A 24,995-nucleotide genomic window follows, 5' to 3' on the forward strand; every position below is an offset into this window, starting at 1 on the left:
GCGGCGAAGAAGCGGGACAGCACCCCCGGCCAACCTGGCCCGAGGCCTCGCAGCGGGCTTCACATCGTTTCCATCGAGTCTGGGCAGCGCGGGTACTTCCTGGCGCTGAGGCGGCTTCATCGCGCCGCGAAGCCGCATGTCCGGCCAAGCCCCGGCATACAACCTTTTCCTAATGAGCCTATTTGCGCACGGCCCTCAGACCGTGCCCTTCCCATCGCGCGGCCTAAGCCGGGCCGTTCCTCATCCTCACCCGGAGCGCTTGTGCAGGAAATGCGGAGCTCCCGCCAGCGGGGCAAAGGTGCGACTGGCGCCGCGTTTCGGTCGCCGGGCTGCGAGACGCCGGCCTCTCCATCCTGCCGCGACGCCGGGGTCCCCTCGCCCCGCTTTGCGGGGAGAGGATAGAGGTGAGGGGCGGCACGAAGGCTGAACCATGACGAGAGGAACGGCTTGGCCGCCGTCTCCCTCTTCCCGGTTGCGCCGGCCCTCATCCTCACGCGAGCATTTCTGCATGAGATGCGGAGTCCCCGCTTGTGGGGCGAAGGCTTGGCCGGCATTGCGTTTCGATCGGCGGGCCGTGAGACGCCGGCCTCTCCATCTCGTCGCGGAGCCGGCTGCGGGCAGCATGACGCTCCCGCTACGGCTCTCGGCTTGACAACCGCTCATGCGGCAATCACCGACGCAATGTTTCACATGAATCACGCGTCATCCGGTCGACAGCCTGATTCACATGAAACATTCTCAGCGCCGCATGGCGGCGAGGGTCGCTGCGAGATCGGCGGCGTTGCCAGCCGGCAGCGAGCAGCGTCCGTTGGTGCAGACGAAGGCGGCGGCACCGGGCGTGGCGGGGGCCGCCCTCACCGGATGGCTGGAGGGCAGATCGGCGATTGTCCGGATCCGCAAAATGATTCGGACCGGAAATGGTTGCGCCCGGGCTTTGGCCAGCAGCGCATCGGCGCCCGGGCCTTCGCCGACCACGATGACCTCCAGGCCGCCCAGCCTGAGATCCAGGGCATTCAGAAGCGAGCAATGGCCGAAGATATTGGCCGCGATCGACGGGGAAAGGCCGGCAAGAACCTCGTCGGCCCGCGTCAGCCAGCGCTCGTCGCCGGTGAGCGCGGCGAGCCGGACGAGGTCATCCGCCATCATGCCGTTGGCGTTGGGCACGGCGTCGTCCAGGGTCGACCGAGGCCGCACGATGAGGCCCGCCGCATCGCTTGCCGTCAGGAAATAGCCGCCGCCTTCGGAATCGCGGTAATCCCGCTCGACGGCATCCGCCCAGCCGAGGGCCCGCATGATGAAATCGCCTTCGGCGCCCGCCTCCGCAAGAGCGAGGGCGGCCCGGATCATGGCGGCGAGATCGGTGGCGAGGCCCGGCACCAGCAGGCGGCCGTCGCGCCAGGAATGGCCGAGGCTGTCGCCATGCGCCATGGATTCGGCGACGAAACGGAAGGCGTCGCGCCCGAGCTGCAGCCAGGCCGGCTCAGCGAAGACGACGGAGGCACGGGCGAGGGCGGCGATCATCAGGCCGTTCCAGTCGGCAAGGACCTTGTCGTCGCGGCCCGGCGGCACGCGGCGCGACCGCTCGGCGAGGAGGATGGGACGAAGGCGGTGCCAGCGCGCCACCTCCGCGGGGGTGAGATCGGGCCGGTCGAGGCGGTTGGGAATGGCGCTTCCTTCCCAATTGCCGCTCGGCGTGATGTCGTACGCCGCCAGCGCGAAGGCGGCGTCTTCGGGCGACAACGCGTCGGTGACCTGTTCGGGACGCCAGACATAGAAGCGGCCTTCATGGCCCTCGGAATCGGCGTCGAGCGAGGCGGCGAAGGCGCGGCCGTCGCCGGCCATCATCTCGCGCCGCAGCCATTCCACCAATTCGCCGGCGGCCTGGCGGAACAGGTCGCGCCCCGTCTCGGCCCAGGCGAGGGCGAGCAATTCGAGAAGCTGGGCATTGTCGTAGAGCATCTTCTCGAAATGCGGCACCAGCCAGCGTTCATCGACGCTGTAGCGCGCGAAGCCGCCGCCGACATGGTCCCGGATGCCGCCCTGACAGATGCGCTCGAGCGTCAGCAGCATGAGCCGTCGGGCTTCGCTGCCCGGCCCGCCGCGCCACAGAAGTTCGAGATAGGAGGCATTCGGAAATTTCGGCGCACCCGTGGTGCCACCATTGACGGGATCGGTGATCGCGGCGAGCCGTCCGATCGATTGGGCAAGGTCGCCCGCGCCGAATGCGGTGTGGCCGCGCGGCGGAATACGGGCGAGCGCCCCGCGAAGAGCGTCGCGGTTGCGCCCGATGCGGACGGGATCGTCATGATAGGCCCCGGCGATGGCGCGCAGCACGTCGGGAAAGCCGGGACGGCCATAACGCGGCTCCGGCGGGAAATAGGTCCCGCCCCAGAAGGGATCCCCGTCAGGCGTCAGAAACATCGTCATCGGCCAGCCCCCCTGCTCCCCAAGGGCATGCAGGGCCGCCATATAGATCTGATCGATATCGGGCCGTTCCTCCCGATCAACCTTGATGTTGACGAAGAGCTCGTTCATGACGGCGGCGATGGCCGGATCCTCGAAGCTTTCATGCGCCATCACATGGCACCAGTGGCAGGCGGCATAGCCGACGGACAGCAGGATGGGCTTGTTCTGCTGCCGGGCGAGCGTCAAGGCCGCCTCGCCCCAGGGCTGCCAATGCACGGGATTGGCGGCGTGCTGGATCAGATAGGGACTGGTTTCATGGGCGAGGTTGTTCTGCAAGGCGATCGATCTCCTGTCGGAAGAAGTTAGACCATGAACGTGCCTTCTTTGCGATATGGCGAGAACGATACCATCTTTGCGCTGGCCTCCGGCGCAGGCCGGTCGGGTGTGGCGGTCATCCGCCTGTCGGGACCCGGCGTTCGATTCGGCCTTGAAACGATGGCCGGCGGCGTTCCCGAGCCGCGGCGGGCGGTTCTGCGGCACCTGCGGGAGCCGGCCTCCGGGGAGGTCCTCGACGAAGCCCTCGTGCTCTTTTTCGCGGGGCCGGCGAGCTTCACGGGCGAGGATGTCGGAGAGTTCCATGTGCATGGGGGGCGCGCCGTGGTCGAGGCGGTGCTGTCGGCCCTGGCCGGTCTGGCGGGTTTCCGCGTCGCGGAACGCGGCGAGTTCACCAGGCGGGCGGTCGGCAATGGCCGCATGGATCTGACGGCTGCGGAGGGTGTGGCGGACCTTGTGGAGGCGGAGACCGGCAGCCAGCGGCGGCAGGCCCTCCGCCAGGCCGGGGGCGCCCTGGAGCGTGCGGCCGCGGACTGGCGTGCCCGCCTGGCGCGGCTGCTGGCCTGGGCGGAAGCCGAGATCGATTTTCCCGACGAAGAGGACGTGCCGGCGCTGCTGGCGTCGGTGCGGGAGAATGCCGGCACGCTCCACGGCGAGATCGAGGCCGCCCTGGCGGGTGCACGCCGCGGCGAGCGAATCCGCGAGGGTGCGGTGGTGGTGATCGCCGGCCCGCCCAATGCCGGCAAGTCCACCCTGCTGAACGCCCTGGCGCAACGCGACGTCGCGATCGTCTCGCCCATCGCCGGCACCACCCGCGACACCATCGAGGTGCATCTCGACCTCGGCGGCTATGCGGTGACGCTGGTCGATACCGCGGGCCTGCGCGAGACGACGGATGTGGTGGAGACGATGGGGGTGGAGCGGGCGCGCGCCAGTCTCGAGCGCGCCGATCTGGTGGTCTGGCTGGAATCAGCCGATGCCCGTGCCGAGCCTCCGGCGGTGGCGGCGCCGCTGCTCCGCATCCGCACCAAGGACGATCAGCCGGGCTCGGCGGCGATCGGCGCCTTCGACGTCAGCCTGTCGGTGCATGGCGGCACCGGCATGGCGACCCTGCTGGCGCGCCTCGAAGCGATGGCGCGCGCCGCGCTGGAGGGCGGCGAGCAGGCGCTGGTGACACGGGCGCGCCATCGCCAGGAACTGGAGATTGTGGCACGGCATCTCGACATCGTCCGCGGCGCGGATGTCGACACGCCCGTCGAATTCATCGCCGAGGATTTGCGGCTGGCGGCGCGCGCCGTCGGGCGGTTGACCGGCCGGGTCGATATCGACGAGATCTACGACCTGATCTTCCGCGAATTTTGCATCGGCAAATAGGCTTTCGGCTGTGCGGCCGGTCCGCAGGCCATGGAGCGTCTCTGCGCCGTCCCTTCCGGACACCGCGCCTTTGACGCTCGCGCCTCACCGGCGTAAAAGCGCCTCCGGATAGGGAATGGATGCATGGATCGACAGTTCGATGTGATTGTGGTCGGCGGCGGCCACGCTGGCTGCGAAGCGGCGGCGGCGGCGGCGCGGCTTGGCGCGCGGACCGCGCTGGTGACGCATCGCGCCGCCACCATCGGCACGATGTCGTGCAATCCCGCGATCGGCGGCCTCGGCAAGGGCCACCTCGTGCGGGAGATCGATGCGCTGGACGGCCTGATGGGACGCGTCGCCGATCAGGGCGGCATCCAGTTCAGGGTGCTCAACCGACGCAAGGGCCCGGCGGTGCGCGGGCCGCGAGCGCAGGCCGACCGGGCGCTGTATGCCCGCGCCATGCAGGCTGCGATAGGCGAGCAGCAGGGCCTCACCGTCATCGAAGGTGAAGTTGACGACATCGAGACTCGATTCGGAGCCGTTACGGGCATTGCAATGGCCCGCGGAGATCGATTCGGATGCGGATCGGTCGTGTTGACGACGGGGACCTTTCTCAGCGGCGTCATCCATATCGGCGAGACCCGGATCGCTGCCGGCCGGGTCGGCGAGGCGCCGGCGCTCGGTCTTTCCCGGACATTGGCACGCCTCGGCCTGCCGCTCGGGCGGTTGAAGACGGGGACGCCGGCCCGTCTCGACGGCCGCACCATCGATTGGGCGTCGCTCGAAATGCAGCCCGGAGACGAGCCGCCCGAACCGTTCTCGACCTTGACCAAGGGGCTGCCCAACCGCCAGATCGCCTGCGGTATTACCAGGACGACCACCGAGACCCATCAGGTCATACGCGACAACATCCATCGCGCACCGATTTATTCCGGCCAGATCGAGAGCCGCGGCCCGCGTTACTGCCCCTCCATCGAGGATAAGGTGGTGCGCTTCGGCGAACGGGACGGGCATCAGATCTTCCTGGAGCCGGAGGGCCTGGAGGATCACACAGTCTATCCGAATGGCATTTCGACCTCCCTGCCGGAGGACGTGCAGAAGGCGATGATCGCCACCATTCCCGGCCTGGAGAAGGCGCAGATGCTGCGGCCGGGCTACGCCATCGAATATGACCATGTCGATCCCCGGGCGCTGTTCGCGACGCTCGAGGCCAAGGCGGTTCGCGGGCTTTTCCTGGCAGGACAGATCAACGGCACCACCGGCTATGAGGAGGCGGCGGGCCAGGGCCTCGCGGCGGGGCTCAATGCGGCGCGGCGCGCGGGTGGAAGCGAGGGCGTCACCTTCGGGCGAGAGACCTCCTATCTCGGCGTGATGATCGACGATCTCGTGACGCGGGGAATCAGCGAGCCCTACCGCATGTTCACTTCGCGCGCAGAATATCGATTGACCTTGCGCGCCGACAATGCCGACCAGCGCCTGACGGAGATCGGCCTGGGGCTGGGCTTGATCGGACAGGAACGCCAGACCTCCTGGGCCGGCAAGCGGGCGGCACTGGCCGACGCGGTGGCCTGGGCCAGATCGGTGTCGGTGACCCCCAATCAGGCGGAGTCGGCCGGCATCTATATCAATCGCGACGGTGTCCGTCGCTCGGCGTTTGATCTTCTGGCCTATCCGACCGTCGGCTTTGCCGATCTCGCGCGGCTCTGGCCGGAGGCGGGCGGGATCGACGGCGCCATTCGGGAGCAGGTCGAGATCGAGGCGAAATACGCTGTTTATCTCGAACGGCAGCGCGCCGACGTCGCGGCCTTCCGGCGCGACGAGGACATCGAGATTCCCGACGATTTCGATTTCGCCGGCGTGGTCGGCTTTTCCAACGAGACCAAGCATAAATTCTCTGCGGTGCGGCCGAGGACGGTGGGCCAGGCGGGCCGGATCGACGGCATCACGCCAGCGGCCACGACGCTGTTGTTGGCAACGCTGCGCAAGCTGCGTCGATGAGCATCGATTCGGCGCCGCATCGATTCGCTGAGGCATAACCTCAACAGGATTGCAGGACTCCCCGAAAAATAAATCCGGGATTGCCAGTGCGAGACGTTGCCCTTCGCGCTCGGCTCGGGCATTGACGATTCATGCCTCTCGAAGCCGACCGCGCCCTGGCCCTGTCTCATCTGGCTGTTTCACATGAAACAGCCGTTCGGCTCGACATCTATGTCGACCTGCTTCTGCGCTGGCAGACGATCAAGAATCTGGTGGCTCCCTCGACGCTTGAGCATGTGTGGACGCGCCATCTCGCCGACAGCGCGCAGCTGCTGCCGCTGCTCGATGGCGCTCACACCGTCGTCGACTTCGGCAGCGGTGCGGGGTTTCCGGGACTCGTCCTCGCCATTGCGGGTGTCGACCGCCCCGGCTTCCATGTCCATCTCGTCGAGAGCAATGGACGCAAGGCCTCCTTCCTGCGCGAGGTCGCTCGCGCCACCGAAGCACCAGCGACCGTCCATGCCATGCGGATCGAGGATTTCACCGCTGCGTGGCGGGGCAACGCCGACATCGTCACGGCGAGAGCACTCGCGCCCGTGGGTGATTTGCTCGATCTCGGCGAGAAGCTGTTTCGCGCAGGCGCCCGGGGGCTGTTCCTCAAAGGCAGAGGAGCCGATCAGGAATTGACCGACGCAGGCAAATACTGGAGAATCGACGCGCAGCTGTTGCCGAGCGTGACCGACCCTACGGGGCGGATCATGGTCGTCAGCAAAGCGGCGAGGCGGTCCGGGCCATGAGCGTGGACGGCAACAGGATGGATGTCATGACTCTTCCGCGTGTGCTTGCAATTGCCAACCAGAAGGGCGGCGTCGGCAAGACGACGACGGCCATCAATTTGGGAACCGCTCTCGCCGCCATCGGCGAGGACGTGCTGATCATCGACCTCGACCCTCAGGGCAATGCATCGACCGGACTGGGGATCAGCCGCAAGCAGCGCGTTCACAGCACCTATGACGTGATGGTCGGCGACTGCGATCTGCGGACCGCGATTCTGGAGACGATTGTCCCGCAACTGCATATTGCGCCGTCCAACATGGATCTGCTCGGGGTCGAGCTCGAAATCGCGGGCGACCGGGACAGGGCCTACAGGCTGCGACGCGCCATCCATGCACTGGCGGCATCGGATGATTTTCCCTGCTCCTATATTCTTGTCGATTGCCCGCCTTCCCTCAACCTTCTCACCATCAATGCGATGACGGCGGCGGACGCTGTGCTGGTGCCGCTGCAATGCGAATTCTTTGCCCTGGAAGGCCTGTCCCAGCTGCTGAAGACGGTCGAGCAGGTGCGGAACTCGCTCAACTCCAGCCTGGGTATCCACGGCATCGTGCTGACGATGTATGATGCGCGCAACAACCTTTCGGGCCAGGTGGTGGCGGATGTCCGCCAGTTCATGGGCGAGAAGGTCTACCAGACCGTCATCCCCCGCAATGTGCGGGTCTCGGAAGCCCCCTCCTACGGCAAGCCGTCGCTGCTCTACGACCTGAAATGCCCCGGCAGCCAGGCCTATGTCCGTCTCGCCTCCGAAATCATTCAGCGCGAGAAGATGCTGCGCGCCGCTTAAGGATCGACCATGACCCCTGAGGACAAGATGCGGCCGCGCCTGGGGCGTGGCCTCGCCGCCCTGATCGGCGACGCCGGCGACGAGAATTCGGCGATCGAACGGGCGCGCGGTCAGAGGCGGGTGCCGATCGGCTTCCTGAGAGCCAATCCGAAAAATCCCCGCCAACGCTTCGGAGACGAGGATCTGGAGGAACTCGCGGCGTCTATTCGGGAGAAAGGCATCATCCAGCCGATCGTGGTGCGGCCGGTCGCCGGAAGCTTCGATGCCTATGAGATCATCGCCGGCGAGCGGCGCTGGCGCGCCGCGCAGCGTGCGGGCCTACATGATGTTCCCGTAACGATCGTCGAAGCCTCCGACCGTGAGGCACTGGAACTCGCGATCATCGAGAACGTCCAGAGGGCGGACCTCAACGCGATCGAAGAGGCCGTGGGCTATGAGCGGCTGATCCAGGAGTTCTCCTATTCGCAGAACGATCTCGCCAAGGTCATCGGCAAGAGCCGGAGCCATGTGGCGAATACGCTCCGGCTGGTCAGGCTGCCCGACGCGGTCAAGGCTTCCGTCATCAATGGCGAGCTCACCGCCGGCCATGCCCGCGCGCTGCTTTCAGTCGCCAATCCCGAAGAGGTGGCCCAGGCCATCATCCGGCAGGGGTTGACCGTACGTGATGCCGAGAGCATTGCCCAGGAGCATGCCGAGGACAGCGGGAGGGTGGTGCGGGCCCGGTCGCGGGTCGAGAAGGACCCTGACACCATCGCCCTGGAGCGGACCATCTCCGACGTGCTCGGTCTCAAGGTGCTGCTCGACCACCGGGGCGACGGCGGCGAGCTGAAAATCCGCTACAACTCGCTGGAGCAGCTCGACGACCTCTGCCGCCGCCTGCGCGGCTGAGGCGTCCCGAGATTTGCCGGCGGGCCGATTTCGCGGGGCCGCGCGGCAAGGTTCAAACAGGGTCGGCACAGGGCGCGGGTGAAGGGCTTTGTCGCCCTCTCTGCTCATCCCCGCGCGAATTCGGCGACGGCCCCGAGACCATCGCACCTCAAGGCATCTTCATGAACATCGTCGTCTCGACCTGGAACATCAACTCCGTGCGCCTGCGCATGGACCTCGTGCGCCAATTGGTGGCGGCACGCAATCCGGATGTGCTGTGCCTGCAGGAGACCAAGGTCGAGGACGGCAAGTTCCCGCTGGCGGATGTGCGCAGGCTCGGATTCGACCACATCGCCTATAACGGCCAGAAAGGCTATCACGGCGTGGCCATCTTCTCGAAGCTGCCGTTCGATCTGGTCGAGAAGCGGGAGTTCTGCGCCAAGGGCGATGCCCGCCACATCTCCGTCCGGCTCGGCGCTGCCGCCGGCTTGAGGCAGGAACTCGCCATCCACAATTTCTACGTGCCGGCGGGAGGCGACATTCCGAACCGGGAGGTGAATCCGAAATTCGGCCACAAGCTCGATTTCCTCGCCGAAATGGACGCCTGGTTCGCCGGCGAGTTTTCCGCCTCCAGTCCGAACGCGCTGCTGGTGGGCGACCTCAACATCGCGCCGCTCGAACAGGATGTGTGGAGCCACAAGCAGCTTCTCGACGTCGTCTCGCACACGCCGGTCGAGACCGAAGCGATGAAAGCGATGATCGCCACCGGCGGCTGGGTCGACGTGATGCGTCGATTCGTGCCCGAAACGGAGAAGCTCTACACGTGGTGGAGCTATCGGGCCGCCGATTGGCTTGCCTCGAATCGCGGCCGGCGGCTCGACCATATCTGGGCCACGCCGACGCTGGCCGATTCGGCGCTCTCGATCGACGTCCTCGTCGAAGCGCGGGGATGGACGAAGCCGTCCGACCACGTCCCGGTCACCGGCGTGTTCGCCGTGGCGTGACCGGCGTTAAGCTATCAACCGGAGAGGGAACGAAGAGTGGCCGAATCAGCGGGCGATGGCGGTTCGGGGAATGTCCGCGCGGGAAACGGTGAAAAATGGAGGCGGTTCGGACTGGTCTATGCGCCGGAGGGATGCGGGCCGCTCGGCATGTCTTAATGTCCTGTCCCGCCATGAGGCACCTCCGTCATCGGCCGGAACGAAGCCGGAGGATCATCTGGTGGGAAGTCTGCAGGCGGCAGGGCGTGTGCCATATGCGGCAAGACATCGGCAGGGGGCCGTTTTGTCCTACCCGGGTTCCGGGTATCCAGACTTCGTCCAGGATGACGTTGGAGGCCCGGCTGGATTGCCGGGACGAGCCCGGCAATGACAAATCCTGAACCGTTGCAGGTCAGGACCCCCTATCTCAGCGCCCATGGCGCCTGCGCCTGCGATCAGTCGCCGCCGCCGTATCGGATGGTGTCGATGGTGAGCCGTCCGATCTGGGTGCCGACGACGATTCGCCAGGGCGCCAGGACGTGGGTGCCGCCGATCGGTGCGAGCCAGAATTCGAGATCGCGATTGTCTTCCATGAACTTGGTCTGCGCCCGTTCCGGCCTGTGCCCGGCGATGGGAATATAGCGGGCCGAACAGACGATCACCGGTCCGTCATAGCCCTTGCCCCGCACCTGCTCGGTGCGGGAATAGGTGAGCGGAATGTCGAAGCGCTGGGCGCCATCGAAAATCGGCAGCTTGCGCCGGCAGGCGTCCGCCGACAGCACGTTGACGGAACCGGCGACCGGCACGAGCAGGGCGGACAGCGGGTCGATCACGCCGCGCTTGTCTGCCAGGGTCACCGGCACCCGGTCGGGCCGCGGCGCGGGCTCGGGCATGATGGCCGCGGCGGTCACCGCGCCGTTGGCGAGGGCGAGCTGCACCGTCTGCGGCTTCTTTCCCGAGATCGAGTTGAGGGCATAGCTGGAGGGCTGCGGCTGGCTCGGGCCGAGGCGGCCGGCCGCGCTCGCCGAACCGCGGCCGTCACTGAGCAGGCTCATCACGCCGCCGACCTTGGCCGCCGCGTTGATCTTGTAGGGGCCGCCATCCGCGACGTTGAAGGTCACGGTGGCGGTGCCGATCGGCAGGCCCGCCAGAGTGAGGCCGTAGCGGACGACGAGCGCGCCGGTGCTGGCGAGGGCAGGTGCCGAAGCCAGTCCGAGCAGGGCGGCGGCGGCGAAAGCGGATCTATATGTCTTCACGCGGAAGTCTCCACGGCCGGAAGCGGGCCAGCGCGCCGGCATGACGCCGCCGGACGATGGCGGGTCCGGCCCTTGTGGCTATCGAGAATCATCATCGCCATCACGGCTGAACCTATGATGAATCCACGCTCCCAAGGCCGAAATCAAGCTGCGACGGCAACAAGTTCCCGTCCGCTGCGGGCGGTGATGCGGACGGGAAGGATTTCCCCGGGCGCTCGCGCCTCCGTCGGCCGCACGGCGGCGAATTGGACGGTGCGGCCGATGCCGCCACGTTCGGTCAGGATCGGCAGCGCGCGGCCGATCTGGCCATCCAGGAAGCGTGCAAGCGCCTGGTCGCCCGCCTCCCGCAGGCGGGCGGCTCTCTCCCGGATCGCGGTGCCGTCGACGGGCGGCATGCGGGCGGCCGGCGTCTGCGGGCGAGGCGAGAACGGAAAGGCGTGCAGATAGACGATGCCGCATTCCTCGACGAGGTCGAGCGAGCGGCGGAACATCGCCTCGTCCTCGGTCGGAAAGCCGGCGATGATGTCGGCGCCGAAGACGACGTCGGGGCGCAGGCGACTGGCCTCGGCGCAGAAGCGCAGGGCATCCGCGCGGGAATGGCGCCGCTTCATCCGCTTCAGGACGAGATCGTCGCCCGACTGCAGCGAGAGGTGGAGGTGGGGCATCAGCCGTTCCTCCTCCGCCAGCATGCGCATGAGGTCCGCATCGGCCTCGATCGAATCGATCGAGGACAGCCGCAGCCGCGGCAGCTCGCGGATCTCCGCCAATATCTGCCGCACGAGCCGCCCAAGCGGCAGGGGGGCGGGCAGGTCGGCGCCGTAGCTCGTCAGGTCGACGCCGGTGAGGACGACCTCCTTGTAGCCGGCTTCGACAAGGCGCCGGATCTGCGCGACGACGAGTTCCGGCGCCAGCGAGCGCGAATTGCCGCGTCCGAACGGGATGATGCAGAAGGTGCAGCGATGGTCGCAGCCGTTCTGGATCTGGACGAAACCGCGGGCGCGCGCCTCGAAGCCGCCGATCTCCGGCAGCGCGATATCGCGGGCCGCCATGATGTCGGAGGCGACCACCTTGCCCCGGCTGTCGTCGAGCGACTGCCATGTCGAAGGCGTGAGCTTCTCCGCATTGCCGACGACGAAGGAGACTTCCTCCATGGCGGCGAAGCGCTCGGTGTCGGTCTGCGCCGCGCAGCCGGTGACGACGATGCGCCGCTGCGGATCCTCGCGCTTGAGGCGCCGGATGGCCTGGCGTGCCTGGCGCGTCGCTTCGGCCGTCACCGCGCAGCTGTTGATCACCGTGAGGTCGTCCCGGCCGCCGAGAAGCGTCTTCATCGCCTCGGATTCATGGATGTTGAGGCGGCAGCCGAAGGTGACGACCGTGCTGGCGGCGGTGCTCATGCGGCGTCGGCGAACCAGGAGGGCGCGAAGCGTCCGGCATGCTCGAGCTCGACGGCGCCGGTCATCAGCACATGGTCGTCGCTCTCGCGCCAGTCGATCAGGAGATCGCCGCCCGGCAGCGAGATGCGGGTCCGGCGTGCGGTCAGGCCGAGCCGGGCCGCCGCCACGCCGGTGGCGCAGGCCGCCGAGCCGCAGGCCCGGGTCATGCCGGCGCCGCGCTCCCACACGCGCAGCACGATGTGGCCGGCATCGCGGACCTCGGCGAGCGAGACGTTCACCCGTTCGGGAAACAGAGGATCGTGCTCGATGCTCGGCCCGATGGTGGCGAGGTCGTAGCCATAGGGGTCGTCCGGCACCCAGAAAACGGCATGCGGATTGCCCATATTGACCAGGCTCGGCCGCTCCAGCAGCGGCGCTTCGGCCGGACCGTAGCGGAAGTCGACCGCGCGGGTGTCCTCGGCCGGGCGCGAGATCGGAATCTCCTGCCACAGGAAGCGGGGCGGGCCCATGTCCACGGTGAAGGCCTCGCCGGCCCGGCGGGCTTCGACCAGGCTCGTCGGCGTCTGCAGGACGATGGTGTCGCGGCCGTGCGCCGGCATCAGGTGCCAGGCGACGCAGCGCGTGCCGTTGCCGCAGGCGCCGGACTGCGAGCCGTCCGTGTTGAAGATGCGCATGAAGGCATCCGTGCCCGCCTGCCGGGGCGGATAGAGCACCATCAGCTGGTCGAACGGCTCATGCGCCGCAATCGCCCGCGCCTCCGCCGGCGTGACCTCGTGGCCGCCGTCGCGCAGGTCGAGCACGACGATCTCGTTGCCGATGCCGTTCATCTTCAGATAGGGGCGGTTCGCAAGGCCGGACATGCGGAAAGGCTCTCAATTCTGCCCCTTCATATAGGGGAAATCCGGCCGCAAACCAATGGCCGTCTCGACGCCGGCAGGCCGATCATGCAGGCCGCCGCCAGGCCGCGAACTTCTGCCGGGGAGATGCGCAAAAGCGACGTTTTCTGCTGCAGTGCAACCAGAAATCACCCTTGTTGGCCGCCAAAGCAGCGGATAGGGTCGGCGCCCCGCCACTGGAAAGCCTCCGAAAATGCCGGACCACAAACCGCCGCGCCAGCCGCGTCCCAGCTTTACCGACCAGGAAGCGCTCGCCTTCCACGCGCAGGGCAAGCCCGGCAAGATCGAGGTCGTCGCGACCAAGCCGATGGCGACCCAGCGCGACCTGTCGCTGGCCTATTCGCCGGGGGTCGCGGTGCCGGTGAGGGCGATCGCGGAGGATCCGGCCCGGGCCTATGACTACACGGCCAAGGGCAATCTGGTCGCGGTGATTTCGAACGGCACCGCCATCCTCGGGCTCGGCGATCTCGGGGCGCTCGCCTCCAAGCCGGTGATGGAAGGCAAGGCGGTGCTGTTCAAGCGCTTCGCCGACGTCGATTCGATCGATCTGGAAATCGACACCAAGGATCCCGACGCGTTCATCAATGCGGTGCGCTATCTCGGGCCGACCTTCGGCGGCATCAATCTGGAGGACATCAAGGCGCCGGAATGCTTCATCATCGAGGAGCGCCTCAAGGAATTGATGGACATCCCGGTCTTCCATGACGACCAGCACGGCACCGCCATCATCGCCGCCGCCGGCCTGTTCAACAGCCTGAAGATCACCGGACGGGACATTTCCTCCACGCGGCTCGTGGTCAACGGCGCCGGGGCGGCCGGCATCGCCTGCGTGGAACTGGTCAAGGCGATGGGATTCGCCCCCGCCAACGTCCTGCTGTGCGACACCAAGGGCGTGGTCTGGCAGGGACGCACCGAGGGCATGAACCAGTGGAAGTCGGGCCATGCCGCGGTCACCGACCGGCGCACCCTCGCCGAGGCGATGGACGGGGCGGACGTCTTCTTCGGCGTCTCCGCCAAGGGCGCGCTGACGGCCGACATGGTGCGCTCGATGGCGCCCAACCCCATCATCTTCGCCATGGCCAATCCGGACCCGGAGATCACGCCCGACGAAGCCCATGCCGTGCGGGACGACGCCATCGTCGCCACCGGCCGCTCGGACTATCCCAACCAGGTCAACAACGTCCTCGGCTTCCCCTATATCTTCCGCGGGGCGCTCGACGTGCGGGCGACCTCGATCAACATGGAGATGAAGGTCGCCGCCGCGGTCGCGCTGGCGGAACTCGCGCAGGAGGACGTGCCGGACGAGGTCGCCACCGCCTATCAGGGCGCCCGGCCGCGCTTCGGCCGCGAATACATCATCCCCGCCCCGTTCGACCCGCGCCTGATCACCCGCATCCCGATCGCCGTCGCCAAGGCGGCGATGGAGACGGGCGTGGCGCGCAAGCCGATCGCCGATCTCGAAGCCTATCGCGCCCAGCTTTCGGCGCGGCGCGACCCGGTGGCCGGAACGCTGGCGCGCATCTACGACAAGGTGCGGCGCTATCCCAAGCGCGTCGTCTTCGCCGAGGGCGAGGAGGAGGCGGTGATCCGCGCCGCCGCCTCCTATGTCAACCAGGGGCTCGGCAGCGCCATCCTGGTCGGCCGCGAAGACCGCGTCGAGGCCGCCGCCGCCTTCGCCGGCGTCGAGATGCGCGAGGGCATGATCATCCAGAACGCGCGCATTTCCCCGCGCACCAATGCCTATGCGCAATATCTCTACGACCGGTTGCAGCGCAAAGGCTATCTGATGCGCGACTGCATCCGCCTCGCCAGCATCGACCGCAATTATTTCGCCGCCTGCATGGTGGCGATGGGCGATGCCGATGTGATGGTCACCGGCCTCACCCGCAATTATTCGATCGCGCTCGAGGATGTCCGCCGCGTCATCGACGACAAGCCGGGGCACCGCGTCATCGGCGTGTCGATCGCACTGGCGCGCGGGCGCACCGTGCTCGTCGCCGATACCGCGGTGCACGACATGCCGACCTCCGAGGAACTCGCCGAGATCGCGGTCGAGGCGGCGATGGTGGCCAAGCGCCTCGGCTACGAGCCGCGCGTCGCCATGCTCGCCTATTCGACCTTCGGCCATCCCGAGGGCGAGCGGGCCGAACGCGTGCGCGAGGCCGTGCGCATCCTCGACAAGCGCCGGGTCGATTTCGAATATGACGGCGAGATGGGCGCCGACGTCGCCCTCAACCGCGAGGCGATGGCGCTCTATCCGTTCTGCCGCCTCAGCGGCCCGGCCAATGTGCTGATCATGCCCGCCTTCCACTCGGCCTCGATCGCCACCAAGATGCTGCAGGAGCTCGGCGGCGCCACGGTGATCGGGCCGATGCTGGTGGGCCTCGACAAGCCGGTGCAGATCGTGCCGCTGGCGGCCAAGGATTCGGACCTCGTCAACATGGCCGTGCTCGCCGCCGCCAATATCGGCGGGTAGCACCATCGGCGGGCCGGCAGGCGCGTCCGCGCGGCGCGTCACGCCTGCCGGGCGATGCGGCCGATGACGTTGACGAGAAGGCGCGCCGCCGTGATCGCGGAGACGCCGCCGCGATCGGACGGCGGAAAGAACTCGATCAGGTCGAATCCCGCGATCCTCGCGCGGGCGGCGACGCCCTCGATCAGGCCGATCGCCTGGCCGTAGTCGAGCCCACCCGGCGTCGGGGCGGCCACGGCGGGCATGACGGCAGGGTCGAGCGCGTCGCAATCGAAGGTGACGACGACATTCGCGCCGGCGGGAATATGCCGGAGCGCAGCCTCCGGCCCGTCGCGATGCAGCTCGCGCGCCGTGACGAAGCGGGCGCCGTAGCTCTTCGCCGCCTCGATCTCCGCGGCGCGGGCGCTGCCGAGGCCGCGCAGGCCGACCTGCACGATGCCGGCGACGTGCGGCATCTCGCTGGCGCGCCGCATCGTGCTCGAAAAGCCGAAGCGCTCGCCATAGCGCTCCTCGCGCCAGTCGATATGGGCGTCGACCTGCAGGATCCAGATCGGGCCGGCCGGCGCAAAGCCGGCGAGGAAGGGAATCGGCACCGAATCGTCGCCGCCGATCATCACCGGCACGGCCGAGGCGGCGAGGATGGCGCGCGTCTGCCGCTCGATCAGCGCCCGGTTGCCGGCACCGTCGCCGAGCGTGGTCGGCACGTCGCCGATATCGACGCAAGCGGCGGGACCGCCGGCGAACAGCGGGCCGTCGAGATCGAAATCCCAATGCTCGGTCCAATCCGCATCTTCCTGGCTGGCGGCCCGGATCGCCGCCGGAGCCTGCGCGAACGGGGCGGCGTCGATGCCCGGATAGAGCGTGCCGTGCGGCGCGCCGAAGAGCACGGCGCGGGGCGCGACGTTGCCGGGGAGGCGATCGGGGAAACCGAGGAAGGCGGGCGATGGCGGCATGAGAGGTCCTCGTCTTGGCGAGAGCGGCGGGCTCGATTCCGCCCGCGGCCCGGATGCTGCGATCCTGCCTGAACCTCGATCCGAAAGCAGCCGCGCTTACATTTCATTACAAAGGCCTCTGATTCCGGAAACCCCGCGGTGCGACAATCCCTTGAGATCGAAAGGATTCCGCCATGCTGTCCGCCTTGCTCTTCGTCTCCGTTGCCGCGTTCGGGTTCTATTACGTCGCGTTCGATCTGTGAGGCTTCGCGGGACGAAGACGAGACAGGACGGCAACCGAATGGCCGTGTCGCCCCCGTCGAAGGCATCCATGAAGCGAGATCAGGCCGGATCGTGCAACAGGCCGAGCGAAGAGGCCTATGGCGCGCCGCGATCCGCCATGGCGAGCGCTCTCTCGAGGACGGGATCCCGGCCCGCCGCGTAATCGGAAAACGAGACGTCGACCGCGATATCGGGCGCGAGGGATATGTTCCGAGGTCCGAAGGCGATGGTGGGCCAATAGCATTGCCCGGGGTCGGAGCATCCATGTTCGTAGTCCTCGAACCGCGTGCTGTAGAAAACGGTGATTCCCGAATTCGGCAGGATCTTGGTTCCGGGCTCGGCCCAGAAATGGCCGTTGTCGCCCATCGGCTCGCCGATGAAGATCACCTTGTCCGGGCCGGCGCCCTTGAGCATGGCGGCCGTCACCAAAGCGGCCGAAAACGTCGCGCGACCGATCAGCACGAAGACCCGGCCGCCGGCGGGCATCAATTTCGGCAGGGCCTGGGCGAACAGAAGCGTGTCGAAGAAATTGCCGCCATTGTTGAGCCGCAGATCGACGATCACGGCTTGCGGCTGCTTCGGCACCACGAGGCCTTGCAGAACGCCGAAGACCCACCCCTGATAGCGCGCATCCTGGCCCTGGCTGCGCAGATAATTGCTTCTGACATACAGAACCTTGCCGGCGCTCCCCATCCACGTCGTCGACAGGTCGGTGGGCTTGGCATAGACGGGGGAGCGGGTGTCGATCCCATCCAGCACATGGGGCCAGCGGCCCGGCATGTCCGGATCGTCCGGGATGAGCGCCGACCAGCCGCTAAAGACCGGATCATGGCCATCGCCCGGGTCCGGCGCGGTTGCCGCGCCGAGGCTGGCGCGATGGAGGCCGCCATCGGCGAGACGCAGGGTCACCGGAATCTCGGCGGCGTCGGGTACCGCGCCGATGCGGCGCAGGACGGCCGGGCTGGTCAGATAGGCGGCGCTCAGATAGCGGATGCGCTGGTCGGTGCCGGAGATGAAGGGCGCGACGGCGGCGAGCGCCTCGTCCGGCGTCATCCCGCCGAGCTTTTCGACGCGAGCGCCCAGCACATGCGGGAATTGCGGCTGGGCGCTGACGATGTGGAGCCCGTCGGCGAACCACCAGGTCCGGATCGGCAGGCTGCCCAGCAGGCGACCGACCAGCGCGGTGGTGTGGCCGTTGCGCGGTATGGCCGCCGCTCGCATGACATACAGCGCAAAGTCCTCGACGGACAGGCTGGCGACTCTGCTCCCGGCTTCCGCGATGACGCCATCGAGGATCTGCCGCTGCCGCTCGCTGAAGCTTCGGTCGAGGGGAGCCCACTGCGTCCGGAGATAATCGAGATCCTCCATCATCCGGCCCGGCGAAAGCCTCGAAGGCGGTGTCTCCGCCCGGGCCGAGCGCCCTGCCGTCAGAGAGGCGAGGGCCGCGGAGGCGGCCTGCATCCATTGCCGGCGGTTCAAACGCATGAGCAGACAGCCCCGAATCGCCGACGATATTTATGCAGGGAAGGAAGGGTGGTGCCGCTTGCGTGACTCGAACACGCGACCCCATCATTACGAATGATGTGCTCTACCGGCTGAGCTAAAGCGGCGCCTGGAGCGCTGTCCGGATATGCGCAGCCCGGCGGCCGATGCGGCAGCCGCGCTGATGCGTCGCCCTGATACAGGCAAGCGCGCCGGAAGGCAAGCGCTCTTGACGGGACAATGTCGCACGACTATAGCAACGCCACACAATTCAGGGTCGGAGGTTGCTGCCCCCGTTCACGGGTGGTGGTAACGTTTGATCTTTGGCCCCGCCTGGTGCGGCGCCGTCCCGATTGAGAAGGATCGTCCCATGTCCCGCCGTTGCGCGCTGACCGAGAAGGGTGTTCAGTCTGGCCACAAGGTGAGCCATTCGAACCACAAGACCAAGCGCAAGTTCCTGCCGAACCTGCACAATGTCACGCTGATTTCCGACGTGCTCGGCCGCTCCGTGCGCCTGCGCGTCTCCGCCGCCGGCCTTCGCACGGTCGAGCACAATGGCGGCCTCGACGCCTGGCTGATCAAGGCGAGCGCCACCGAGCTTTCCACGACGGCCGTCCGGCTGAAGCGTGAGATCGAGAAGAAGATGACGACTGCGCACTGACGCACTCGCACGTTGCCGCCTTCGAGGCCGGGGCTTTGCTCCGGCCTTTTTCGTGGGCGATGCGCAATCGGCGGGCCTGCCCAGCGATTTTCGCCGCGCGTTGGCGGTTATGAGCCCGGATCGCGCCCGGCAGGGCCTCCCGCGCGCTGCCCCGAACGTGAAGTCCTTTCGGCTTGCCCTTGACGGGGCGGCCGCGATCGGCGATGGAAAGGGGCCGGTTACCGGGCCCCTCTGGCGGATGCGCTCTGCGCGCCGCGATGTCGGAGCCGGCTTCGATGGTCATTTCGAAGCAAAAGGGTCCGGCGCATGCTCGATTTCCTCACCTATGACGTTGCCGGCCAGCCGAGCTGGATGTGGCTCGGCTTCCTCGCCTTCGTGCTGCTGCTGCTCGTGTTCGATCTCAATGTCGTCAATCGCGACGACAGGGAACTCGGCGTCGCGCAGAGCCTCAAGCTCTCCGCCCTCTATATAGCCATCGCCATGGCGTTCGGCGCCGCGATCTGGTGGGGCCTCGACGACAGGCCGGACGGCAGCAATCCGGCGATCGACTATTTCACCGGCTATTTCATCGAGAAATCGCTGTCGATCGACAATGTCTTCGTCATCGCGCTGATCTTCCGCTATTTCGGCGTGCCGGCGGCGCTGCAATACCGGGCCCTGGTCTGGGGCATCCTGGCCACCATCGTGCTGCGCGGCATCATGATCGGCGCCGGCGCCACCATCGTGCAGACCTATGGCTGGGTGCTCTACCTCTTCGCGGCCTTCCTGATCGTCACCGGGGTGCGCATGCTGTTCGTGTCGGGGGAGACGCAGGCGTTCCAGGAAAACTGGCTGGTGCGCTTCCTGCGGCGGCATATGCGCATCACGGCGGAGCTGCACGGCAGCCGCTTCCTCGTCCGCCAGGCCGATCCGACCAGCGGCCGGCCCGTCCTGTATGCGACGCCGCTGCTGGTGGCGCTGATCGTCATCAATGTCGCCGACATCGTGTTCGCGGTCGATTCGGTGCCGGCGATCCTCGCGGTCACCACCGATACCTTCATCGTCTATACCGCGAACATCATGGCGATCCTCGGCCTGCGCGCCCTCTATTTCGCGCTGGCCGCGATGATCGACCGCTTCCACTACCTCAAATATGCGCTCGCGCTGGTGCTGGTCTTCATCGGCGCCAAGATCTACTGGGCCCATCTCGTCGGCAAGGTCGACCCGGCGCTGGCGCTCGGGGTGACGCTCGCCATCATCGGCGGCGGTGTGGTCGTCTCGCTCTGGAAGACGCGGCCCGTGCAGCCGCGCGGCGTTGCGCCGGCTGTCCTGGCACCGCGGCGGACGCCGGTCGACGAATCGTGACCGGGGCCCGGATCGGGGCCGGGACGTGTCTCGCAACATGGCGGGGAAACCGCTAAGGTGCGATCGTGCCGGCGCGGACCCGCTGCCGCGGCTCTTGTCCCGGCCTCTTATCCCTCCGTCGCCGAAGCGCGCCCCGGCGCTTTCGGCCTGCTGCCCCAGGAGACCTGTCCCATGCCGATACCGCGCCGTTCCCTCCTGGCCGGGCTCGCCCTCGCCGGCCTGCGGCCCGGCTTTGCGGCGGCCGCCATGCAGATCATCGAGGCGGGAACCGTGCAGGCCACGGCCGGCGAGACGACCGGCCAGCTGCGCGGCGAGAGGCGCCCCCTCGCCGTCGGCGCCTCCGTCTTCATCGACGACATGCTCGGCACGGGGGCCGGCGCCCGGCTGGCGGTCAAGCTCGGCGAGGCGACGCGGCTCTCGCTCGGCGAGCGCACACGGGTGCGCATCGACCGGTTTCTGGTCGACCGCGGCGGCGAGCTGGTGCTGGAACGGGGCGCGATGCTGTTCGACCGGCCCGACGGCGCGCCGTCGGGGCCGCTGTCCGTCACCACGCCGTTCGGCCTGATCGCGGCGCGCGGCACGAAATTCTTCGCCGGCCCCAGCAAGGGCGTGTTCGGCGTGTTCGTCGAGCACGGGCTCGTGACGGTGACGACGCATGGCGGGCAGGTGACGCTGACCCACGGGCTCGGCACCAATCTCACCAGCGCCAGAGCGGCTCCGACGAAGCCCGTCGCCTGGAATGCGGCCCGCATCGCCGATGCCGAGGCATCGGTGGCCTGAGGTCCGCCGGAAGTGCGGACAAGCGGGGCTTCCGGCGGGCTCTGCGTTTCCGGGCAGGGCGATCGGGTGATCGCCCCACCGGCTAGGCTGTCCGCCGCAGCGGAGGCCGTTCAGACCGCCAGCTCGGTGGAACCGCTGCTTTCCCGCACGATGGCGGGCTGCCAGGCCTTGAAGCTGACCCAGTCGGCACGGGAGAGGCAGAAGCGGTCGATCGGCAGGGCGCCGCCGCGCGCCGGAGCGGCGCGCAGGCCCGAATTGATATAGCGCAGGCCGCACTTCTCCATCACCCGGCGCGAGGGCTCGTTGATGACGCGGCATTCGCCGATGACGGTCTTGATCGGCAGGGTATCGAAGCCGTGGTCGATCAGCGCCCGGGCCGCTTCCGTCGCCAGGCCGCGGCCCCAATGGCGCCGGCCGAGCCAGTAGCCGATCTCTGCCGCGTCGGGCTTGGGCAGGCGGAAGCCGATGCAGCCCAGGAAGGCCTTGCCTTCCTTGCTTTCGATGGCGAATGCCAGCTCCTTGCCTGCCCGACGCGCCTCGTCCTGATAATGGACGAAGGTGAGCGCGTCGTTTTCACCATAGGGGAAAGGCAGGCGGCCCGTCATGAGCGCGACGGCGGAGTCGTTGGCCAGGGCGGCCATCTCCGGGACGTCGGCGAAGGTCGGGGCACGCAGGATCAAGCGCGCGGTTTCGATCTCTATGGTCGGGATCGCCGAGGCTTGGGAGGACATGGGGCAGCTCCAGACGTGAAAAAGGGCGTTGGGATTTCTCTCCACCGCCCTTGCTTCAACCTGTGCACCCTTTAGGGCTTTTTTCAGGTCCGCCGGTCCAGTGGAGCCGGCGGAGCTGATGATATCCGCCGGGTTTATTCTGCTGCTACTTTCATCGCGGCATCGGCCGTGACGACATTGACGTAAATTCGGCCGTTGGCGCGGGTGCGGAAATCGACGCGGCCCTCGATGAGAGCGAAAAGGGTATGGTCTTTGCCCATGCCGACATTGATGCCGGGATGCCACTTCGTGCCGCGTTGGCGCACGATGATGTTGCCTGGGATCACGGCTTCCGAACCGAATTTCTTGACGCCGAGACGTTGGCTGTGCGAGTCGCGACCGTTGCGCGACGAACCGCCTGCTTTTTTGTGAGCCATGGCGATAACTCCTCGAATCCATTCTACGCCGGTGCTGTGACACGGCGGTGAAACCATCAATTGGGCCGACAATGCCCGATCGTCAGGCGATTGTCGACCCCCGAAACATTTTCCGAGCGGACAGGCCGGAAGGGCCTGCCGGTTCAGGCCTCGGCGGCTGCCGGCTCGTCCGCCGTTCCCGCGCTCGAGCCCGTCACCGTGGGCTTGGCGCCGTCGACGAGGATCTCGGCGATGCGCACCACGGTCTGGTGCTGGCGATGGCCGCGGCGGCGCTTCGAATTCTGGCGGCGGCGCTTCTTGAAGGCGATGACCTTGTCGGCACGACCCTGCTCCACGACTTCGGCGGCGACCGATGCGCCTGACACCGTCGGCGTGCCGAAAGTCAGGCCTGCGTCGCCACCGACGGCGAGGATCTCGGGAAATACGATGATTTCCCCGACCTCTCCTTCGAGCTTCTCGACCGTTACGACGTCGTTCGGATTGACGCGGTATTGCTTACCGCCCGTCTTGATGACCGCGAACATGATTTTCCTCGTTCGGACCCGGCATTCGCCCGGCGGTCGCATCCGCACGCATCGATGAAAGGGGAACATCGATCGGTGCCTGGACTGCTCGCGCGGCCGGCTTTTCCAGTCTGTTGACATAAGGCCGCCCGCCGATGGCAGAGGCGGCCACGAAAAAACACGCGCGACCCCAAGGCCGCGCGTTGACGGGCCTTATACAGCGGCGGGCGCGGGAGTCAAGGAAAGGCGCGGCGGGAATGCGCGCCGGGCTGCGAATTCCGCGCCTCGGCACGAATAATATCGGCAATGGCGTGTTTTCCCGGCATCCATGCAAGGAGGATCACCATGGCTCACTCTTCATCGACGTTCCGGCGCCGGCTGACGCTCGGATCATTGTCCGCCGTCCTGTTTCTGTCCGTCGGTGCCGCCTTCGCCGCGGGAGGCGGCGGTGGCGGTGGCGGGGGAAGCGGCGGCGGTGGCGGCGCCAGCGACGACAAGACCGGCAAGCCCATCACCGACATGACGACCTGCGACAAGGGCTATGTGTGGAGCGTCAAGCGGAAGAAATGCGTCAAGATGAAAGCGGACGCCATGCCCGACGACGACATGGCCAATTACGCCTGGGTGCTCACCAAGGCGAAACGCTATGACGAGGCGCTGGAGGTGCTCGACCTGCTGCACGATCCCGCCACGCCGAAAGCCCTCAATTTCCGCGGCTACGCCACCCGCAAGCTCGGCCGTACCGACGAAGGCATCGGCTATTACCTGAAATCGGTACAGCTCGACCCGAACTACGTCCAGGTGCGCGAATATCTCGGCGAAGCCTATGTCATCAAGGGGCGGCGCGATCTCGCCCAGCAGCAGCTCGACACCATCAAGAAGCTCTGCGGCACGTCCTGCGAGGAATTCGAGGATCTGCAGGCGGCGATGGACGGCAAGGACGAGAGCTGACGCTTCCCCGGCTCGCCGCTTCCGGCGGCGGACCGACGCAAAGTACGGGTCCGCCCTGCTCCCGTCCCGACGGGACATGCGGGCCCGGCGGGTGAGGCCTTTCCGGTGTTCGTCGCGGTCGCCGGCGAGGCCTCACTCCCTCTGCCCTACGCTTCCATGCCGAGGGCCTGGAGGTAGAGCTCGAGGATCGCCTCCTCCTCGGCCCGCTCGGCGGCGGGCTTCCTGCGCAGCGAAATGATCCGGCGCAGGATGGCGACGTCGAAGCCGTTGGACTTCGCCTCGCCATAGACTTCCTTGATGTCGTCGGCGATAGCCTTCTTGTCCTCTTCGAGCCGCTCGATGCGTTCGATGATGGATTTGAGCTGGTCGGCGGCGACCGATGTTGCGTCCGTCATGGGCTACTCCTGCGCTGTTTCGGGCGGGTGTGGGGGAAAAAAGCGAGTCGGGTCAAGGGGGCGGGGCGGCGGCAGGCAGGCGGCGGCGCGCTCAGGCCCGTGCCGCCGGGGGCGGGACGGCAGCCGTGCGCGACCCGTAATGTTCGATGCGGCGGATGGTGGGATCGGCCAGGAGCGGCGACAAGGCGAGCGCGAGGCGCGCGCCCCAATCCTCGGCGCCCTCCTGCGTGCCGATCAGGTCCTGGCGGATTTCGACGAGGGCGTTCGGCAGGCCGCGCAGCGTCGCGTGCTGGTAGAGCGTGTCGCCTTCGAGTGCGCCGTCATAAGGTTCGTTGTCGCCGACGACGAGGCCGGGATCCCGGCCGAAGGCCTCGATCAGCGGGCGCGCCACCCGCGGGTCGTTGTCCCACAACAGGGTCACGTGCCAGGGTCTCGGCACGCCGCGCCAGACCGGCGTGAAGGAATGCACGGCGAACAGGATCGGCACCACGTCGCGGGCGAGCCGGTCGTTCACCAGCGCCGCCACCGCCTTGTGGTAGGGCCGGTAGAACCGCTCGATCCGGCTCAGCACCTCCTCCCGCCCGATGCGGGCATTGCCCGGAACGAGGGCGCCGTCCGACAGGCGCATCACCAGCGTGGGATCGTCGGCGCCGCGGTTGGGATCGATCAGCAGCCGGGAAAAACGCGTGAGCAGGGCCGGCGCGCGCAGCCTTCGCGCCAGGTCGCGCGTGACGGCGGCGGCGCCGATGTCATAGCCGATATGGCGTTCGAGCTGGGAGGGCGGCAGGCCGAGCGTGCCATATTCCGGCGGCAGCGCGTTGGAGGCGTGGTCGCAGAGCAGGATCAGGCCGGATTCGGCATCCCCCTCCAGCACGTCCAGGGGAGAAAAATCGGTCGAAGCGGATTTGGGCGCCATCGCGGTTCAGTCCGCCCGGATGCCGCAAACCCGGCCCGGTACGGCG

General features: G+C 67.4%; 22 protein-coding genes and 1 tRNA gene. 11 read left to right on the forward strand and 12 right to left on the reverse strand.

The window, feature by feature from the left end; translation table 11 throughout:
- Positions 1–738: 738 nt before the first annotated feature.
- Entirely contained in the window at positions 739–2,742 is a 2,004-nt protein-coding gene (locus tag J3R73_RS29135) for a thioredoxin domain-containing protein (protein WP_307435741.1), read from the reverse strand.
- 33 nt (positions 2,743–2,775) lie between these two features.
- On the opposite strand from J3R73_RS29135, the gene mnmE reads away from it, so the two are divergent.
- The 6 genes from mnmE (at position 2,776) to xth (ending at position 9,561) form a co-directional block, all read left to right on the forward strand.
- Entirely contained in the window at positions 2,776–4,113 is a 1,338-nt protein-coding gene (gene mnmE, locus J3R73_RS29140) for a tRNA uridine-5-carboxymethylaminomethyl(34) synthesis GTPase MnmE (protein WP_307435742.1), read from the forward strand.
- A 123-nt stretch (positions 4,114–4,236) separates the two neighbouring features.
- The gene (mnmG, locus tag J3R73_RS29145; RefSeq protein ID WP_307435744.1) at positions 4,237–6,090 is read left to right on the forward strand and encodes a tRNA uridine-5-carboxymethylaminomethyl(34) synthesis enzyme MnmG; all 1,854 of its coding nucleotides are present in this window, start codon (positions 4,237–4,239) and stop codon (positions 6,088–6,090) included.
- A 131-nt stretch (positions 6,091–6,221) separates the two neighbouring features.
- Positions 6,222–6,866, forward strand: coding sequence for a 16S rRNA (guanine(527)-N(7))-methyltransferase RsmG (rsmG, locus tag J3R73_RS29150; protein WP_307435747.1), 645 nt, complete (start codon positions 6,222–6,224; stop codon positions 6,864–6,866).
- A 26-nt stretch (positions 6,867–6,892) separates the two neighbouring features.
- Complete coding sequence (locus J3R73_RS29155; RefSeq protein ID WP_307435750.1) at positions 6,893–7,690, forward strand: ParA family protein; 798 nt, start codon at positions 6,893–6,895, stop codon at positions 7,688–7,690.
- A gap of 9 nt (positions 7,691–7,699) precedes the next feature.
- Positions 7,700–8,578 carry a ParB/RepB/Spo0J family partition protein gene (locus J3R73_RS29160; protein WP_307435753.1) on the forward strand — a complete coding sequence of 293 codons (879 nt, stop codon included), beginning with the start codon at positions 7,700–7,702 and terminating at the stop codon, positions 8,576–8,578.
- Positions 8,579–8,739: 161 nt separating this feature from the next.
- A complete protein-coding gene (xth, locus tag J3R73_RS29165; RefSeq protein WP_307435756.1) occupies positions 8,740–9,561 on the forward strand; it encodes an exodeoxyribonuclease III in 822 nt (273 codons plus the stop codon).
- A 431-nt stretch (positions 9,562–9,992) separates the two neighbouring features.
- Here the strand turns inward: xth and J3R73_RS29170 are convergent, their stop codons facing one another.
- The 3 genes from J3R73_RS29170 to dapF all read right to left on the reverse strand — a co-directional run bounded on the left by J3R73_RS29170 (position 9,993) and on the right by dapF (position 13,047).
- Positions 9,993–10,793 (reverse strand): DUF3108 domain-containing protein, encoded by an 801-nt coding sequence (locus J3R73_RS29170; RefSeq protein ID WP_307435759.1) that lies wholly within the window; start codon positions 10,791–10,793, stop codon positions 9,993–9,995.
- A 143-nt stretch (positions 10,794–10,936) separates the two neighbouring features.
- Positions 10,937–12,187: a tRNA (N(6)-L-threonylcarbamoyladenosine(37)-C(2))-methylthiotransferase MtaB gene (gene mtaB, locus J3R73_RS29175; RefSeq protein ID WP_307435762.1), complete on the reverse strand. Its 1,251-nt coding sequence runs from the start codon at positions 12,185–12,187 to the stop codon at positions 10,937–10,939.
- Positions 12,184–13,047: a diaminopimelate epimerase gene (gene dapF, locus J3R73_RS29180; protein ID WP_307435766.1), complete on the reverse strand. Its 864-nt coding sequence runs from the start codon at positions 13,045–13,047 to the stop codon at positions 12,184–12,186. Before dapF ends, mtaB begins: the two co-directional genes overlap by 4 nt.
- A 229-nt stretch (positions 13,048–13,276) precedes the next feature.
- On the opposite strand from dapF, the gene J3R73_RS29185 reads away from it, so the two are divergent.
- Entirely contained in the window at positions 13,277–15,559 is a 2,283-nt protein-coding gene (locus tag J3R73_RS29185) for an NADP-dependent malic enzyme (RefSeq protein WP_307435769.1), read from the forward strand.
- A gap of 38 nt (positions 15,560–15,597) precedes the next feature.
- Here the strand turns inward: J3R73_RS29185 and J3R73_RS29190 are convergent, their stop codons facing one another.
- From J3R73_RS29190 to J3R73_RS29200, 3 genes are all read right to left on the reverse strand, one after another.
- Positions 15,598–16,509 carry an arginase family protein gene (locus tag J3R73_RS29190; protein WP_307435772.1) on the reverse strand — a complete coding sequence of 304 codons (912 nt, stop codon included), beginning with the start codon at positions 16,507–16,509 and terminating at the stop codon, positions 15,598–15,600.
- A gap of 357 nt (positions 16,510–16,866) precedes the next feature.
- Entirely contained in the window at positions 16,867–18,255 is a 1,389-nt protein-coding gene (locus tag J3R73_RS29195; RefSeq protein WP_307435775.1) for a S41 family peptidase, read from the reverse strand.
- A 49-nt stretch (positions 18,256–18,304) separates the two neighbouring features.
- Positions 18,305–18,380, reverse strand: a tRNA-Thr gene (locus J3R73_RS29200).
- A gap of 242 nt (positions 18,381–18,622) precedes the next feature.
- Between J3R73_RS29200 and rpmB the strand changes: the two genes are divergently transcribed.
- From rpmB to J3R73_RS29215, 3 genes are all read left to right on the forward strand, one after another.
- A complete protein-coding gene (gene rpmB, locus J3R73_RS29205) occupies positions 18,623–18,913 on the forward strand; it encodes a 50S ribosomal protein L28 (protein ID WP_307435778.1) in 291 nt (96 codons plus the stop codon).
- A 306-nt stretch (positions 18,914–19,219) separates the two neighbouring features.
- Complete coding sequence (locus J3R73_RS29210) at positions 19,220–20,257, forward strand: TerC family protein (protein WP_307435781.1); 1,038 nt, start codon at positions 19,220–19,222, stop codon at positions 20,255–20,257.
- A 171-nt stretch (positions 20,258–20,428) separates the two neighbouring features.
- Entirely contained in the window at positions 20,429–21,037 is a 609-nt protein-coding gene (locus J3R73_RS29215; RefSeq protein WP_307435784.1) for a FecR domain-containing protein, read from the forward strand.
- A gap of 110 nt (positions 21,038–21,147) precedes the next feature.
- Here J3R73_RS29215 and J3R73_RS29220 read toward each other — a convergent pair whose 3' ends face one another.
- The 3 genes from J3R73_RS29220 to rplU all read right to left on the reverse strand — a co-directional run bounded on the left by J3R73_RS29220 (position 21,148) and on the right by rplU (position 22,708).
- Complete coding sequence (locus tag J3R73_RS29220; RefSeq protein ID WP_307435787.1) at positions 21,148–21,768, reverse strand: GNAT family N-acetyltransferase; 621 nt, start codon at positions 21,766–21,768, stop codon at positions 21,148–21,150.
- Between the two features lie 134 nt (positions 21,769–21,902).
- Entirely contained in the window at positions 21,903–22,184 is a 282-nt protein-coding gene (gene rpmA, locus J3R73_RS29225) for a 50S ribosomal protein L27 (RefSeq protein ID WP_307435790.1), read from the reverse strand.
- A gap of 143 nt (positions 22,185–22,327) precedes the next feature.
- Positions 22,328–22,708 carry a 50S ribosomal protein L21 gene (rplU, locus tag J3R73_RS29230; protein ID WP_307435793.1) on the reverse strand — a complete coding sequence of 127 codons (381 nt, stop codon included), beginning with the start codon at positions 22,706–22,708 and terminating at the stop codon, positions 22,328–22,330.
- A 324-nt stretch (positions 22,709–23,032) separates the two neighbouring features.
- Between rplU and J3R73_RS29235 the strand changes: the two genes are divergently transcribed.
- On the forward strand, positions 23,033–23,638 hold the full coding sequence (locus tag J3R73_RS29235; protein ID WP_307435795.1) for a tetratricopeptide repeat protein: 606 nt from the start codon (positions 23,033–23,035) through the stop codon (positions 23,636–23,638).
- A 146-nt stretch (positions 23,639–23,784) separates the two neighbouring features.
- Here the strand turns inward: J3R73_RS29235 and J3R73_RS29240 are convergent, their stop codons facing one another.
- Positions 23,785–24,033, reverse strand: a complete 249-nt coding sequence (locus J3R73_RS29240; protein WP_307435799.1) for a DUF2312 domain-containing protein — start codon at positions 24,031–24,033, stop codon at positions 23,785–23,787.
- A 91-nt stretch (positions 24,034–24,124) separates the two neighbouring features.
- On the reverse strand, positions 24,125–24,949 hold the full coding sequence (locus tag J3R73_RS29245; protein WP_307435802.1) for an N-formylglutamate amidohydrolase: 825 nt from the start codon (positions 24,947–24,949) through the stop codon (positions 24,125–24,127).
- Between the last annotated feature and the right edge of the window lie 46 nt (positions 24,950–24,995).

This window comes from Labrys monachus, from assembly GCF_030814655.1.
GTDB classification, from domain to species: Bacteria; Pseudomonadota; Alphaproteobacteria; order Rhizobiales; family Labraceae; genus Labrys; species Labrys monacha.

Bases quoted from the DNA above. Each gene is read 5' to 3' on its own strand.
- mnmE (WP_307435742.1), top strand. From the start codon at position 2,776: ATGAACGTGCCTTCTTTGCGATATGGCGAGAACGATACCATCTTTGCG.
- mnmG (WP_307435744.1), top strand. From the start codon at position 4,237: ATGGATCGACAGTTCGATGTGATTGTGGTCGGCGGCGGCCACGCTGGC.
- rsmG (WP_307435747.1), top strand. From the start codon at position 6,222: ATGCCTCTCGAAGCCGACCGCGCCCTGGCCCTGTCTCATCTGGCTGTT.
- J3R73_RS29155 (WP_307435750.1), top strand. From the start codon at position 6,893: ATGACTCTTCCGCGTGTGCTTGCAATTGCCAACCAGAAGGGCGGCGTC.
- J3R73_RS29160 (WP_307435753.1), top strand. From the start codon at position 7,700: ATGACCCCTGAGGACAAGATGCGGCCGCGCCTGGGGCGTGGCCTCGCC.
- xth (WP_307435756.1), top strand. From the start codon at position 8,740: ATGAACATCGTCGTCTCGACCTGGAACATCAACTCCGTGCGCCTGCGC.
- mtaB (WP_307435762.1), bottom strand. From the start codon at position 12,187: ATGAGCACCGCCGCCAGCACGGTCGTCACCTTCGGCTGCCGCCTCAAC.
- dapF (WP_307435766.1), bottom strand. From the start codon at position 13,047: ATGTCCGGCCTTGCGAACCGCCCCTATCTGAAGATGAACGGCATCGGC.
- J3R73_RS29185 (WP_307435769.1), top strand. From the start codon at position 13,277: ATGCCGGACCACAAACCGCCGCGCCAGCCGCGTCCCAGCTTTACCGAC.
- J3R73_RS29190 (WP_307435772.1), bottom strand. From the start codon at position 16,509: ATGCCGCCATCGCCCGCCTTCCTCGGTTTCCCCGATCGCCTCCCCGGC.
- J3R73_RS29195 (WP_307435775.1), bottom strand. From the start codon at position 18,255: ATGCGTTTGAACCGCCGGCAATGGATGCAGGCCGCCTCCGCGGCCCTC.
- rpmB (WP_307435778.1), top strand. From the start codon at position 18,623: ATGTCCCGCCGTTGCGCGCTGACCGAGAAGGGTGTTCAGTCTGGCCAC.
- J3R73_RS29210 (WP_307435781.1), top strand. From the start codon at position 19,220: ATGCTCGATTTCCTCACCTATGACGTTGCCGGCCAGCCGAGCTGGATG.
- J3R73_RS29215 (WP_307435784.1), top strand. From the start codon at position 20,429: ATGCCGATACCGCGCCGTTCCCTCCTGGCCGGGCTCGCCCTCGCCGGC.
- J3R73_RS29220 (WP_307435787.1), bottom strand. From the start codon at position 21,768: ATGTCCTCCCAAGCCTCGGCGATCCCGACCATAGAGATCGAAACCGCG.
- rpmA (WP_307435790.1), bottom strand. From the start codon at position 22,184: ATGGCTCACAAAAAAGCAGGCGGTTCGTCGCGCAACGGTCGCGACTCG.
- rplU (WP_307435793.1), bottom strand. From the start codon at position 22,708: ATGTTCGCGGTCATCAAGACGGGCGGTAAGCAATACCGCGTCAATCCG.
- J3R73_RS29235 (WP_307435795.1), top strand. From the start codon at position 23,033: ATGGCTCACTCTTCATCGACGTTCCGGCGCCGGCTGACGCTCGGATCA.
- J3R73_RS29240 (WP_307435799.1), bottom strand. From the start codon at position 24,033: ATGACGGACGCAACATCGGTCGCCGCCGACCAGCTCAAATCCATCATC.
- J3R73_RS29245 (WP_307435802.1), bottom strand. From the start codon at position 24,949: ATGGCGCCCAAATCCGCTTCGACCGATTTTTCTCCCCTGGACGTGCTG.